Source organism: Verrucosispora sp. TAA-831 (assembly GCF_050780145.1).
Taxonomy (GTDB): Bacteria; Actinomycetota; Actinomycetes; order Mycobacteriales; family Micromonosporaceae; genus Micromonospora.
In genome coordinates, this window is the sequence record NZ_CP192240.1 from 1,642,396 (window position 1) to 1,654,838 (window position 12,443).

General features: G+C 74.0%; 12 protein-coding genes and 1 riboswitch. Of the genes, 8 read left to right on the top strand and 4 right to left on the bottom strand.

Going from position 1 to position 12,443, the window contains the following annotated elements; all coding sequences use genetic code 11:
* The first annotated feature begins 40 nt into the window (after positions 1-40).
* On the top strand, positions 41-1,225 hold the full coding sequence (locus ACQVFL_RS07490) for a S1 family peptidase (RefSeq protein ID WP_431729021.1): 1,185 nt from the start codon (positions 41-43) through the stop codon (positions 1,223-1,225).
* Between the two features lie 55 nt (positions 1,226-1,280).
* Here the strand turns inward: ACQVFL_RS07490 and ACQVFL_RS07495 are convergent, their stop codons facing one another.
* On the bottom strand, positions 1,281-2,975 hold the full coding sequence (locus ACQVFL_RS07495; protein ID WP_431729022.1) for a YbjN domain-containing protein: 1,695 nt from the start codon (positions 2,973-2,975) through the stop codon (positions 1,281-1,283).
* Entirely contained in the window at positions 2,972-3,439 is a 468-nt protein-coding gene (locus ACQVFL_RS07500) for a YbjN domain-containing protein (protein WP_396691653.1), read from the bottom strand. The genes ACQVFL_RS07495 and ACQVFL_RS07500 overlap by 4 nt, the downstream gene beginning before the upstream one ends.
* A 113-nt stretch (positions 3,440-3,552) precedes the next feature.
* On the opposite strand from ACQVFL_RS07500, the gene ACQVFL_RS07505 reads away from it, so the two are divergent.
* The gene (locus ACQVFL_RS07505) at positions 3,553-6,006 is read left to right on the top strand and encodes an FtsK/SpoIIIE family DNA translocase (protein ID WP_396691652.1); all 2,454 of its coding nucleotides are present in this window, start codon (positions 3,553-3,555) and stop codon (positions 6,004-6,006) included.
* A 111-nt stretch (positions 6,007-6,117) separates the two neighbouring features.
* On the opposite strand, the gene ACQVFL_RS07510 is transcribed toward ACQVFL_RS07505, so the two are convergent.
* Both ACQVFL_RS07510 and ACQVFL_RS07515 read right to left on the bottom strand, forming a co-directional pair.
* Entirely contained in the window at positions 6,118-6,360 is a 243-nt protein-coding gene (locus ACQVFL_RS07510) for a hypothetical protein (protein ID WP_396691651.1), read from the bottom strand.
* An 82-nt stretch (positions 6,361-6,442) separates the two neighbouring features.
* Entirely contained in the window at positions 6,443-6,757 is a 315-nt protein-coding gene (locus ACQVFL_RS07515) for a DMT family transporter (protein ID WP_396691650.1), read from the bottom strand.
* Positions 6,758-6,816: 59 nt separating this feature from the next.
* Positions 6,817-6,882, bottom strand: a riboswitch (guanidine-III (ykkC-III) riboswitch).
* 92 nt (positions 6,883-6,974) lie between these two features.
* On the opposite strand from ACQVFL_RS07515, the gene ACQVFL_RS07520 reads away from it, so the two are divergent.
* The 6 genes from ACQVFL_RS07520 (at position 6,975) to ACQVFL_RS07545 (ending at position 12,438) form a co-directional block, all read left to right on the top strand.
* Positions 6,975-7,898: an ornithine cyclodeaminase family protein gene (locus tag ACQVFL_RS07520; RefSeq protein ID WP_431729023.1), complete on the top strand. Its 924-nt coding sequence runs from the start codon at positions 6,975-6,977 to the stop codon at positions 7,896-7,898.
* Between the two features lie 120 nt (positions 7,899-8,018).
* A complete protein-coding gene (gene rimO, locus ACQVFL_RS07525) occupies positions 8,019-9,554 on the top strand; it encodes a 30S ribosomal protein S12 methylthiotransferase RimO (protein WP_431729024.1) in 1,536 nt (511 codons plus the stop codon).
* Between the two features lie 56 nt (positions 9,555-9,610).
* The gene (gene pgsA, locus ACQVFL_RS07530) at positions 9,611-10,204 is read left to right on the top strand and encodes a CDP-diacylglycerol--glycerol-3-phosphate 3-phosphatidyltransferase (protein ID WP_396691647.1); all 594 of its coding nucleotides are present in this window, start codon (positions 9,611-9,613) and stop codon (positions 10,202-10,204) included.
* 48 nt (positions 10,205-10,252) lie between these two features.
* Entirely contained in the window at positions 10,253-10,777 is a 525-nt protein-coding gene (locus tag ACQVFL_RS07535) for a CinA family protein (protein ID WP_396691646.1), read from the top strand.
* 125 nt (positions 10,778-10,902) lie between these two features.
* A complete protein-coding gene (locus ACQVFL_RS07540) occupies positions 10,903-11,361 on the top strand; it encodes a helix-turn-helix domain-containing protein (RefSeq protein ID WP_396691645.1) in 459 nt (152 codons plus the stop codon).
* Positions 11,362-11,565: 204 nt separating this feature from the next.
* Positions 11,566-12,438: a PspA/IM30 family protein gene (locus ACQVFL_RS07545; RefSeq protein ID WP_396691644.1), complete on the top strand. Its 873-nt coding sequence runs from the start codon at positions 11,566-11,568 to the stop codon at positions 12,436-12,438.
* Positions 12,439-12,443: the final 5 nt, after the last annotated feature.

The window sequence follows — 12,443 nt, forward strand, 5'->3', positions numbered from 1 at the left end:
CGGCAGGCGTGCCCCGCGCCCGCCGGGAGGAGCATGGCGGATGGACCGCAGACGATTGACAGCCATCGGTGTCGTGGTGGCGGCGGTGGGCGCGGCGGCGGCGGTGGCCCTGCCGTCCTTCGCCGGTGACGGCAGCGCGCCGAGCACCGCGCCGACCGGCCAGGCCGTGGCGGGCGCCGACGCCGAGGTGGTCGAGGCCATGCGTCGGGACCTGGGGTTGGACCAGGCGCAGGTCGCGGCGCGGCTGAAGACCGAGCGTTGGGCCAGCGGGGTCGTCGACCAGCTCCGGGCGGACCTCGGCGGGGACTACGCCGGTAGCTGGCTGAGCGCCGACGGCGGCCAGCTCAACGTCGCGGTCGCCGACGCGGCCCAGGCACAGCGGGTACGCGCCACCGGCGCGGTGCCGAAGGTGGTGGAGCGCGGCGTCGGCCAGCTCGACGCGATCAAGACCCGGATGGACCGGACCGCCGCGCGGGCCGAGGACGTCTCCGGCTGGTACGTCGACGTCGCCACCAACAGCGTGGTGGTGCTCGCCGCTCCGGGTGCCGAAGCGGCCGGCTGGCGTTTCGTGGCCCGTGCCGGCGTACCCCGCCAGGCGGTCCGGATGGCCACCGAGGAGCAGCCGCGCCTCTTCGCCGACGTCCGTGGCGGTGAGCCGTTCTTCGTCGGCGCAGGCCGCTGCTCGGTCGGCTTCGCGGTGGTCGGCGGCTACGTGACCGCCGGGCACTGCGGCCGGGTCGGTGCCCGGACCTCGGGTGCTGACGGCGAACTACAGGGCGTCTTCCGGGCCTCCTCCTTCCCCGGCGACGACTGGGCCTTCGTGCAGGTCAACCAGAACACCCGGGTGCTGCCCGAGGTGACCGACTTCCGGGGCGGCATCGCCCGGGTCGCCGGTTCGCAGGAGGTGCCGGCCGGGTCGTCGATCTGCCGGTCCGGCTCCACCACCGGCGTGCGCTGCGGCACCGTGCAGGCCCGCAACGCCACCGTCCGCTACCCGGAGGGTCTGGTCAGCGGTCTGGTCCGGACGAACGTCTGCGCCGAGCCCGGTGACTCGGGTGGTTCGTGGATCTCGGGCAACCAGGCGCAGGGCGTCACCTCCGGCGGCTCGGGCGACTGCGTACGCGGTGGCACGACGTTCTACCAGCCGGTCAACGAGATCCTGCAACGCAACAACCTGACGCTGCTCACCACGCAGAACTTCGCCACGTTGGGCAGCCGACGCTGATCCCCCTTCGGCCCGGTCGGACGCGTCACGTCCGGCCGGGCCGTCGCATGTCCGCTCAGGGCAGGGCGGCGACCGCCTCGGCGTACGCGACGCCGGTGCGGACCGCCGCGTCGACCAGCACCGTGACCTGTGCCGGGGCGACCCCGTACGCCAGGTCGGTGGTCACCTCGCCGGCCAGCACCAGCTCACCCCCGCCCGGATCGTGCACGTACGCGCTGGGCAGCAGCCGGTCGCGGTTCCACCCGTTGCAGAACGCGTACGCCTCGGCGCGCCGGGCGGCCGGCAACCGCCGACCGGCGACCACCCGGGCGTGCAGGATCTCGCCGCGTTCCCCGGCCCGCCGGAACTGGATCACCGCGTCACCCCAGCGCCCGAGCACGGTGCCGGTCGGATCGAGGGCGTACCCGTCGCCGCGCCGGTCCAGCGCCTCGGTGATCATCCCCACGGTCAACGCGCCGATCTCGTCCGCCGGACCGGTCCCGTCGCCCGTCGTGACCTCTACACCGGTCGTGTCGCCACCGGACCCGGCCGGTGGAGGGGCGCCGGGCCACGGCTCGTGGTCCGGCTCGATCTCGTCCTCGCCGGGCAGCGGCACCGGCTCGGCCAGCGGGCGTTCGGCCAGCCAGGCGGCGATCCGGCCGGACTGGTGCCCGGTGCCGTTGCGGGCGTCGAAGCTGCCGGCCAGCGCGGTCGCGACGGCGAGCAGCTCGGCGCCGAGCGCACTCACCGTGACCTGCGCCGCCGGCCGTCCCCGGTACGCCGGTCGGTGCACCGGGCCGTCGCCGTCGTCGGCGGCACGGGCGCAGACCAGCGCGCCGGCGGCGGTGAACTCCATCACCGACCGGTCGTCGTGCGGCTGGTCCAACCGGGGCAACTGCTCGACCAGGATCGCCAGTCCGCGCCCGGGGTACCCGCCGAGGGCGCAGAAGCGCAGGTGGGTGGCGAGGTGACCGAACCCGTCGGGTTCGACCCGGTGCCGCCGGTACGCGTGCACGTGGGCGCGGGCCGCCCGCTGCGTCTCACCGGCCCGCAGCCAGGGCAGCAGGGCCCCGGTCAGGGCCGCTTCGGGCTGGGCGGTGCAGCCATGCGGACCGTCCAGGACGGACGCGACGACGGCGAGCGCCGCGGTCCAGTCGCCCCAGCCGGCGAGCAGGTCGGCCTGGCGTACCGGCAGACAGTCGGGGCATCCGGCGGCCGGGTCGCCGGTCGCGGCCTGCCACCGGCGTAGCCAGTGCCGGGCGGTGGGCTCGTCGCCGAGGTGGTCGGCGATCCGGCAGCGCACCTGCGCCACCACCGCGTCCGTGTCGTGGCCGTCCAGCGCCGCCGTCGCGACGTCGGTGTCGGTGCCGAGCAGGTGTGCGGCCTGGTCCAGGCCGATGCGGGGGGTGCCGAGCAGGGCTTCGGCGGCGTACCGGCGGTAGCGGCGCAGCGTCTCGTCGTCCGGGCCGCCGCGGTCCGGCCGGGTGCGGGCGGCGGCGTCGAGGCAGCGCCGGACGGGCTCGAACAGCCGCCACCGCTCGCCGCCGCGCAGGTGTGTCTCGACCAGTTCGGACCAGGCGGTCCGGGCGGTGGCGGGGTCGCCGACCGCTTCGGCGAGGGCGGCGACGCGTTCCAGTTCGGCGATCCGCGCCTCGCCGTCGGGCATGTCCCGGGCGTCGTGCAGCGCGTCGGCGGGCCGTTCGCCGGGAGCCGGCGCGCTGCTCCGGGTGCGCTGTCGACCCCGTCCGGGGCCGGTCGGCCAGCCGGTCACGACCGCGCCGACCCGACGAGCCGGCCCACCTCGGCGGCCAGCCTGCGGCCGGTGGAGATGCCCCGGCCGAGCAGCCGGTCGAGCTGGTGCGGGGTGACGCCGCGTTCCAGGTCGGTGATCACCTCTCCGCAGACCCGGGCCCGGCCGGCGTCGTCGACGTGGACGAACGCCTTGGGCCAGAACAGGTCGTGGTTCCAGGTGTTGCAGAACCCGTGCAGCCGGGGCACCTCCGCGACCCCGAAGGCGGGCGTGGCCACCGTGCGGACCTGGAGGATCTCGCCGTCGTCCCCGGCACGCAGGAACCAGATGTGGCCCTCGGCCCACCGGCCGACCAGCGCGTCCCCGTCGGCGGTGACCGGGTGTCCCCGGTGCGCCAGCACGGCCGAGACGAGGTCGTGCGTCAACGGCCGCAGTGCCGACGGGTGTCCGGCCAACGGTCCGTCCTCGAACTCCGGCGACGCCATCGGGCACCCTTCGGTCCGGCGATTATCACGGCAGGTGGCGGCGTCCGTGCTGCGACACGCGGACGCGACCAGTAAGACCGGCGTATCCCCGGGACCGCCGTTACGGTGATGCTATGGCGGGCCGTACCTCTCAGGCGAGCCGCCGACGCGGCGCGTCGCCGCGCGGTGGCACGAACAACAGTCGTGCCCGTCAACCGGCGAAGAAGACCCGGGCGCCGGTCCGGCGTCGCACCACCACCCGGGGACCGGGCCCGGCGGCGTACGTCGGGCGGGCGGTCCGTGCGGTGTGGATGGGCCTGGCGCACAGCGTCGGGTGGGCGGTACGCGCCACCGGTCGACAGGCCGCCTCCGCCGCCGACATCGATCCGGAGCACCGTCGCGACGGTGCCGGACTGCTGGTGATCGGCCTCGCTCTGCTCACCGCAGGCGCACTGTGGTTCTCCGGGGCCGGCCCGCTGGGCGCCCAGCTCGCCGACACGATCCGGCTGTTCCTCGGTGCCATCTCCATCGTCGTGCCGGTGCTGCTCGGCATCGGCGCGTGGCGGCTGATGCGGCAACCCGGCGACCCCGAGCACCGGGGCCGTGGCCTGATCGGCTGGGGCTCCATGCTGGTCGCCACCGCCGCGATGCTGCACATCGGCCAGCAGCCGGCCGATCCCGGCGAGCGGGACTTCGCCGGTGGCCTGGTCGGCGCGGGCGTGGGCAGCCTGCTGGAGCGTGCCGTCACCGCCTGGGTGGCGGTGCCGCTGCTGCTCCTGCTGCTGGTGTTCGGGCTGCTGGTGGTGACCGCGACCCCGATCAACAAGGTGCCCGAGCGGCTCGGCCTGCTGGCCGGGACCGTGATCGGCCGCACCGAGGAGGAGGACGAGGCCGGGACGCCCGCGACTCCACCGAGGCGACGGCCGGCGAAGCGCACGCCTCCGCCGATCGACCCGGACGACTTCGAGGACCTGGACGGGGTGGACCTCCAGGAGACCGTCGTCCTGCCGCGCAAGGCACCGTCCCGGGTGCCGGCCAGCCGCAAGCCGGCCGAGCCGCCGGAGCACTCGCCCGCGCCGACCCGGGCCGAGCAGCTCGCGCTGACCGGGCTGGCCGGGGACTACGCGCTGCCCCCGGCGAACATGCTGAGCACCGGTGCCGCGCCGAAGAGCCGCAGCAAGGCCAACGACGAGGTGATCGCGGCGCTGACCGGCGTCTTCGACCAGTTCGACGTGGACGCGGCGGTGACCGGTTTCACCCGGGGGCCGACGGTGACCCGGTACGAGGTCGAGCTGGGCCACGGCGTCAAGGTCGAGCGGATCACCCAGCTCTCCCGCAACATCGCGTACGCGGTGAAGTCGCCCGACGTCCGCATCCTGAGCCCGATCCCGGGCAAGAGCGCGGTGGGCGTGGAGATCCCGAACACCGACCCGGAGAACGTGGCGCTCGGCGACGTGCTGCGGTCGCGGGCGGCCACCAGCGACCACCACCCGATGGTGGTGGCCCTCGGCAAGGACATCGAGGGCGGCTTCGTGGTGGCCAACCTGGCCAAGATGCCGCACATCCTGATCGCCGGTGCCACCGGCGCGGGCAAGTCGAGCTGCCTCAACACCCTGCTGATGTCCATCCTGACCCGGGCCACGCCGGACGAGGTGCGGCTGCTGCTGATCGACCCGAAGCGGGTCGAGCTGACCGGCTACGAGGGCATCCCGCATCTGGTCACCCCGATCGTCACCAACGCGAAGAAGGCCGCCGACTCGCTGGAGTGGGTGGTCCGCGAGATGGACATGCGCTACGACGACCTGGCGGCCAACGGGGTCCGGCACATCGACGACTTCAACCGCAAGGTGCGCAGCGGCGAGATCAAGGCACCGCCGGGCAGTGAGCGGGAGATGCGCCCGTACCCGTACCTGCTGGTGATCGTGGACGAGTTGGCCGACCTGATGATGGTCGCGCCGCGCGACGTGGAGGACTCGATCGTCCGGATCACGCAGCTCGCCCGGGCCGCCGGTATCCACCTGGTGCTGGCCACCCAACGGCCCTCGGTCGACGTGGTGACCGGTCTGATCAAGGCCAACGTGCCGTCCCGCCTGGCGTTCGCCACCTCGTCGCTGGCCGACTCCCGGGTCATCCTGGACCAGCCCGGCGCGGAGAAGCTGCTCGGGCGCGGCGACGGCCTGTTCCTGCCGATGGGCGCGTCGAAGCCGGTACGGATCCAGGGCGCCTGGGTGACCGAGCGCGAGATCGTCGACGTGGTGAAGTTCTGCAAGGACCAGCGCGAGCCGGAGTTCCGCTCCGACGTGCTGACCGCCGCGCAGGAGAGCAAGAAGAAGATCGACGAGGACATCGGCGACGACCTGGACCTGCTGGTGCAGGCGGTCGAGCTGGTGGTCACCTCGCAGTTCGGCTCGACCTCGATGCTCCAGCGCAAGCTGCGGGTCGGGTTCGCCAAGGCGGGCCGCCTGATGGACCTGATGGAGACGCGGGGCGTGGTCGGGCCCTCCGAGGGGTCCAAGGCCCGCGACGTGCTGATCAAGCCGGACGAGTTGGAAGAGGTCCTGGAGGGGCTGCGGGGCACGGAGGGCTGACCTCGGTGCCGCCTGGCCGGTCGGTCGGTGCCGTCGCACCAGACCGACCCGCAGACGTGGAGGGGCCCGCCGGACATCCGGCGGGCCCCTCCACGTCTGCGGCGGCGCGGGTCAGCTCGCGAGGGCTGCCGCGAGGACCAGGTTGAGCAGGATCGCGGCCACGCCCGCCCCGGCGGCGTACCAGCCGAGTGGCTTGTCGCCCTGCACCGCGCCGGCCACCCCGAGCCCGACGGCGACCAGGCCGAACAGCAGCGGGAACAGGAACAGTGCGAGACCGGCGAAGACGAAGCCCAGGATCGTGCAGATGCGGGCGGCGTTGGTGCGCGGGCGGGTGCCGGCGTGCATGTTGGCCATGATCTCCTCCGGTGGTCAACTCGTCGTTGATCGGCCAGTACCCATGTCGGGGCGCCGTCCAAACGGCACGCCGGGACACGGGTCAGTGGTAGACCTTGAGCCCGATCACTCCGGCGACGACGAGCAGCAGGCAGAGCAGCCGGGGCACGCTTGCCGACTCGCCCAGCGCGAGCATGCCGACCAGGGCGGTGCCGGTCGCGCCGATCCCGACCCAGATCGCGTAGCCGGTGCCGACCGGGATCTCGCGCAGCGCGTACGCCAGTCCGGCCATGCTGAGCACCAGCGTGACCGCGAAGATCGCGGAGGGGACGGGTCGGGTGAAGCCGGCGCTGCGGTCCAGGGCGATCGCCCACGCCGTTTCGAGAAGTCCGGAGATCACCAGCGCGATCCAGGCCATCGGGTCACCTCTTCAGGTCCGCCCGGGCCGCCGGGGCGCCGGGACGAGTCGGTCCATCACGCGGGGCGTCTTGGCTCACCGGGTACGCCCACGACTCGTCCGGGACGGCCACGGGGGCCGTCGGGACCGACCGTAGCACCGGACGTGGCGGACGCCGCGGGTGAGAACGCTCACCGGGAGTGGACTTCAACCTGACTTCACCTTGCACGATGGCGCCATGACGGTCCTCATCTCCGATCCGGAGGTCGCCGCCGCGCTGGACGCCGCGACCACCGTGGACGCGATGCGCCAGGCCCTGCTCGCCGCGTACGGGGGACGGCTGGTGGCACCGCCCCGGGCCGCCGCGTCGCTGGGCGGGGGCCGGATGGTGCTGACCGCCGGACACCTGCGCGACGAGTGGTACGGCTACCGGTCGTACGACACCTTCGGACACCCGGGCGCCGAGCAGGTGGTGGTGCTGCACGACGGGCGTACCGGGGCGGTGCGGGCGGTGGCGGTGGGGGAGGAGTTGGGGTCCCGGCGTACCGGTGCGACCGGCGGGGTCGCGGTGGACGCCCTGGCCCGCCCGGACGCCACCACGCTGGGCGTGATCGGGTCCGGCCGGATGGCCTGGGCCCAGGTGTGGGCCGTCGCCGCGGTACGACCGCTGCGCGAGATGACCGTGCACAGCCGCTCGGCGGCCCGCCGGGAGGCGTTCGCCGCCCGGGTCCGCGCCGAACTCGGCATCCCGGCCCGCGCGGTGGACACCGCGCGGGCCGCCATCCGGGACCGGGACGTGGTGGTGCTGGCCACCACGTCCACCACGCCGGTGCTGACCGCCGCCGACGTCTCACCGGGAACGCACGTCAACGCCGTCGGTTTCAAGCAGTGCGACCGGGCCGAGTTCGGTCCCGACCTGCTGGACGCCGCCGCCGTGCTGGCCAGCGACTCCCCGGAGCAGGCCGGCGCGTACGTCCCGCCGATGCTCGCGGCCCAGCCGCCGTACGCCGCCCGCCTGCGCGACCTGGGCGCGGTGCTGGCGGGCACGGCACCCGGCCGCACCGGCGCGGAGCAGATCTCGGTCTTCTGCGCGGTCGGCCTGGCCGGCGCCGAGGTCTTCCTGCTCGACCGCCTGGTCTCGGTGCTCGCCCCGGCGGCCTGACGCCCGCCCGTGCGGCCCGGTGGGGTCCGCCGCCCGGTCCGGCCCGGCTGGTCGGGTCGGCCCGGTCGGTCGGGGTCCGGCCGGGCTGTCGGGCGGGAGCCGGTGGCCCGGTACCCTCGGATGGTGTCTGCCACCTCTCCTGTCGACGACTCCCAGGCGGTGCGTCCGGCGTCGCCCCGCGACCCGGAGCAGCCCGCCGACGGCCGCCGGGTCGCCCTGCTGACCCTGGGCTGTGCCCGCAACGAGGTCGACTCGGAGGAGCTGGCCGCCCGCCTGCACGCCGACGGCTGGCAGGTGACCACCGACGGCGAGGGCGCCGACGTGGTGGTGGTCAACACCTGCGGCTTCGTGGAGAAGGCCAAGCAGGACTCGATCCAGACGCTGCTGGCCGCCGCCGACACCGGCGCCAAGGTGGTGGCGGCCGGCTGCATGGCGGAGCGGTACGGCCGGGAACTGGCCGACAGCCTCCCCGAGGCGCAGGCGGTGCTCAGCTTCGACGACTACCCGGACATCGCGGCCCGGCTGGACGCGGTCGTCGCCGGGCGGGAGTTCGCCGCGCACACCCCCCGCGACCGGCGGGAACTGCTGCCGCTGACCCCGGTCGCCCGGCGGGGCAGCGCGGTGTCGCTGCCCGGCCACGGCACGGTGGCCGAGGTGGACGAACACACCCCGGCGCACCTGCGGCCGGTGCTGCGTCGCCGCCTGGACAGCGGCCCGGTGGCCTCGCTCAAGCTGGCCAGCGGCTGCGACCGGCGTTGCACGTTCTGCGCGATCCCGGCGTTCCGGGGCGCGTTCGTCTCGCGGACCCCGGACGAGCTGCTGGCCGAGGCCGAGTGGCTGGCCAAGAGCGGTGTCCGCGAGCTGGTGCTGGTCAGCGAGAACTCCACCTCCTACGGCAAGGATCTGGGCGACCCCCGTGCGCTGGAGAAGCTGCTGCCGCAGCTCGCGGTGATCGACGGCATCGTCCGGGTCCGCGTCAGCTACCTCCAGCCGGCCGAGACCCGGCCCGGCCTGGTCGAGGCGATCGCCACCACGCCCGGCGTGGCGCCCTACTTCGACCTGTCGTTCCAGCACTCCAGCGAGCCGGTGCTGCGCCGGATGCGGCGCTTCGGCTCGACCGACCGCTTCCTGGAACTGCTGGCCTCGGCGCGGGCCCTGGCCCCGGAGGCCGGCGCGCGGAGCAACTTCATCGTCGGCTTCCCCGGCGAGACCCGCGCCGACTACGACGAGTTGGTCCGCTTCCTCACCGAGGCCCGGCTCGACGCGATCGGCGTCTTCGACTACAGCGACGAGGACGGCACCGAGGCCGCCGGGCTGCCCGGCAAGGTCTCCGCCGCCACCATCAAACGCCGGTACGACAAGCTCAGCGCCCTCGCCGACGAGCTGTGCTCGCAGCGCGCCGAGGACCGCCTCGGCAGCACGGTCGAGGTGCTGGTGGACTCGGTCGACGGCGAAATGGTCGAGGGGCGGGCCGCACACCAGGCGCCCGAGGTGGACGGCTCCACCACCCTGGTCGCCCCGGACGGCGGCGGGGTCGACCTGGCCGCGCTGCGCCCCGGTGACCTGGTCCGGGCCACCGTCACCGACACCGAGGGCGTCGACCTGGTCGCCGTACCCGATGAGATGATCTCGGCGGCGCCCGGCGCGACACGGTGACCGCCGGCCAGGACGAAGCGGGAGAGCGACCAGGTGTGCTGCCGGAGAACGCGCCGATGACCGAGGCGACGGAGTCCACCCCGCTGCCCGTGGTGGCCCGGGTGGTCCCGGTGGTCAACGCCGCCAACGCGTTGACCGGGCTGCGGCTGCTGCTCGTACCGGTCTTCGCCGCCTGTGTGGTGGTCTCCGGCATGACGCACGCCGGGTGGCGCAGCGTCGCCTGCGTGATCTTCGTGGTGGCGTCGGCGACGGACCTGGTCGACGGCTGGATCGCCCGCCGGTTCTCGCTGGTCACCGCGTTCGGCAAGGTGGCCGACCCGATCGCGGACAAGGCGCTCACCGGTGCCGCCCTGCTGCTGCTCTCCTGGTACGCCCAACTGCCCTGGTGGGTGACGGTGGTCATCCTCGCCCGCGAGCTGGGCATCACCGCGTTGCGCTTCTGGGTGATCCGGCGTGGGGTGATCGCGGCGAGCCGGGGCGGCAAGGTCAAGACGGCGCTCCAGATCCTCGCCATCACCTGGTACCTCTGGCCGATGCCCGACACCCTGGCCGCGATCGGCCCGTGGATCATGGCGGCGGCGGTGGCGGTGACGGTGGTCACCGGGTTCGACTACATCGCCCAGGCTCTGCGGCTGCGGCGCGCCCGCTGACCGTCCGCCCGGCGCTGCGGCGAGTAGACCGTCCACTTGTCGGGAAGGATGCAGGGCGTGGGTGTCAAAGAGGGCGAAGGACAGATGGGCAGCGCGGCGGCCGGTGTGGTGCACCGCCTCACCGAGCGACGGGAGACCCTCGCCACCGTCGAGTCGCTGACCGGTGGACTGCTGGCCGCCACGATCGTGGAGATCGCCGGGGCGAGCGCGGTCTACCGGGGTGGACTGGTGGTGTACGCCACCGAGCTGAAGGAGCAGCTCGCCGACGTACCGGCGGATCTGCTGACGGCGCGCGGCCCGGTGGACGGCGACGTGGCCGCCGCCCTGGCCGAGGGCGGGCGGCGGCGCTGCGGTGCCGACTGGGGCCTGGCCACCACCGGCGTCGCCGGGCCGGAGCCGCAGGACGGCAAGCCGGTCGGGCTGGTCTACGTCGCGGTCGCCGGTCCCTCCGGCAGCGAGGTACGCGAACTCCACCTGGTCGGCAGTCGGGACAACATTCGGGGCGAAACGGTCACCGAGGCGCTTCGGATGCTCGCCGCCCACACCCACCGGGACGTCGCCGCCGCAAGCTAGGAGGGCGGGGCGGGATGTCGTGGCGGCCCGCAACGGGTACGGTTGCGGGAAAGCTCCGACAGTCGGAGCCGGTGCGCACCACCGGGCCGGCGGCCGGGCGAACTGTGTCCCTCAGGGGAGGTGCGATGGTCCTGCTACGCCGGGTGATCGGTGACGCACTACGGGCGCGCCGGCAGGGGCAGCACCGCACGCTGCGCGAGGTCTCTTCCGCCGCCAACGTCAGCCTGGGCTACCTGTCCGAGATCGAACGCGGCCAGAAGGAACCGTCGAGCGAACTGCTCGCGGCGATCTGCGACGCGCTCGGCGCCCGTCTGTCCGAGCTGTTGCGCGAGGTCAGCGACACCGTGGCCCTCGCCGAGCAGCTACCGGGCGTGCTGGTGCCGGTGCAGGACGAGCCGGTCGAGGCGACTCCCGTCGGCGCGACGGCGGTGCACAAGGCCACCGGCCGACCGGTGCGTCAGGTCAGCTCGGACGGCTCCGTCGCGGTCGCGGTGCGCCAGGAGTCGCCGCTCAAGGCGACGCTGCGCAGCACCCGGGTCCGCTCCGCCGAACGCACCGACCGGGACGTGGTCTGCGCCGCCTGAGCGTGTTCCACACCGCCTGAGCCGCCGGCCGATGGTCGAGGTGGCGACCGCCGCGTAGGGTTGATCGCAGCGTCCCCCTCGCGCCGGTCCGGATGTCGTGCCGGCGCTCGGCTGGGACGATGGACCCACCATCGCCGGTGGCCGAGCTGGGCCGGCCGGACATGGCGGTTGGCGCAGCGACGTGACTGAGGGGATACGGCGGAGATGGCGAACCCGTTCGTCAAGGGTTGGAAGTACCTGATGGCGCTCTTCGGCGCCCGAATCGACGAGCACGCCGATCCCAAGGTGCAGCTCCAGCAGGCGATCGACGAGGCGCACCGGCAACACCAGGCGCTCGTGCAGCAGGCCGCCGCGGTGATCGGCAACCAGCGGCAACTGGAAATGAAGCTCTCCCGGCAGATGTCCGACGTCGAGCGGTTGCAGAGCAACGCCCGACAGGCACTGGTCCTCGCCGACCAGGCCCGCGCCAAGGGCGACGAGGTCGAGGCCGGCCGCTACGAGCAGTCCGCGCAGACCCTCGCCAGCCAGCTCGTCTCGTCCGAGCAGGCCGCCGAGGACCTCAAGACGCTGCACGACCAGGCGCTCGCCGCCGCCGGACAGGCCCGCCGGGCGGTCGAGAACAACTCGATGATCCTCCAGCAGAAGCTCGCCGAGCGGGCCAAGCTGCTCAGCCAGCTCGAACAGGCCAAGATGCAGGAGACGGTGGCCTCCTCGCTGGAGTCGATGTCGGCGCTCACCGCCCCCGGCAGCACGCCCAGCCTGGACGAGGTCCGCGACCGCATCGAGCGCCGCTACTCCACCGCGATGGGCCGTGCCGAGCTGGCCGGCAACTCGGCCGAGGGCCGGATGCTGGAGATCCAGAAGGCCACGCTGGACGTGGCCGGGTCGGCCCGCCTCGACCAGATCCGCGCCAGCATGGCCGGCGAGCAGCTCGGCGGCGCCGCCGACCAGAACGCCGCCGCCGGTGGCCAGCAGCAGGCGGCACAGACCAACGACCCGGGTGTGGCCCGCCTCGACGAGCTGCGGGCCAGCATGAACCGGGATCGCAACACCGGCGACGCCAGCGCCGCCGGCTGAACCGA

Excerpts from the sequence above, each read along its gene's own strand:
- ACQVFL_RS07490 (WP_431729021.1), top strand. The coding sequence starts at position 41 with ATGGACCGCAGACGATTGACAGCCATCGGTGTCGTGGTGGCGGCGGTG.
- ACQVFL_RS07500 (WP_396691653.1), bottom strand. The coding sequence starts at position 3,439 with ATGGCGTCGCCGGAGTTCGAGGACGGACCGTTGGCCGGACACCCGTCG.
- ACQVFL_RS07505 (WP_396691652.1), top strand. The coding sequence starts at position 3,553 with ATGGCGGGCCGTACCTCTCAGGCGAGCCGCCGACGCGGCGCGTCGCCG.
- ACQVFL_RS07510 (WP_396691651.1), bottom strand. The coding sequence starts at position 6,360 with ATGGCCAACATGCACGCCGGCACCCGCCCGCGCACCAACGCCGCCCGC.
- ACQVFL_RS07515 (WP_396691650.1), bottom strand. The coding sequence starts at position 6,757 with ATGGCCTGGATCGCGCTGGTGATCTCCGGACTTCTCGAAACGGCGTGG.
- ACQVFL_RS07520 (WP_431729023.1), top strand. The coding sequence starts at position 6,975 with ATGACGGTCCTCATCTCCGATCCGGAGGTCGCCGCCGCGCTGGACGCC.
- rimO (WP_431729024.1), top strand. The coding sequence starts at position 8,019 with ATGGTGTCTGCCACCTCTCCTGTCGACGACTCCCAGGCGGTGCGTCCG.
- pgsA (WP_396691647.1), top strand. The coding sequence starts at position 9,611 with ATGACCGAGGCGACGGAGTCCACCCCGCTGCCCGTGGTGGCCCGGGTG.
- ACQVFL_RS07535 (WP_396691646.1), top strand. The coding sequence starts at position 10,253 with ATGCAGGGCGTGGGTGTCAAAGAGGGCGAAGGACAGATGGGCAGCGCG.
- ACQVFL_RS07540 (WP_396691645.1), top strand. The coding sequence starts at position 10,903 with ATGGTCCTGCTACGCCGGGTGATCGGTGACGCACTACGGGCGCGCCGG.
- ACQVFL_RS07545 (WP_396691644.1), top strand. The coding sequence starts at position 11,566 with ATGGCGAACCCGTTCGTCAAGGGTTGGAAGTACCTGATGGCGCTCTTC.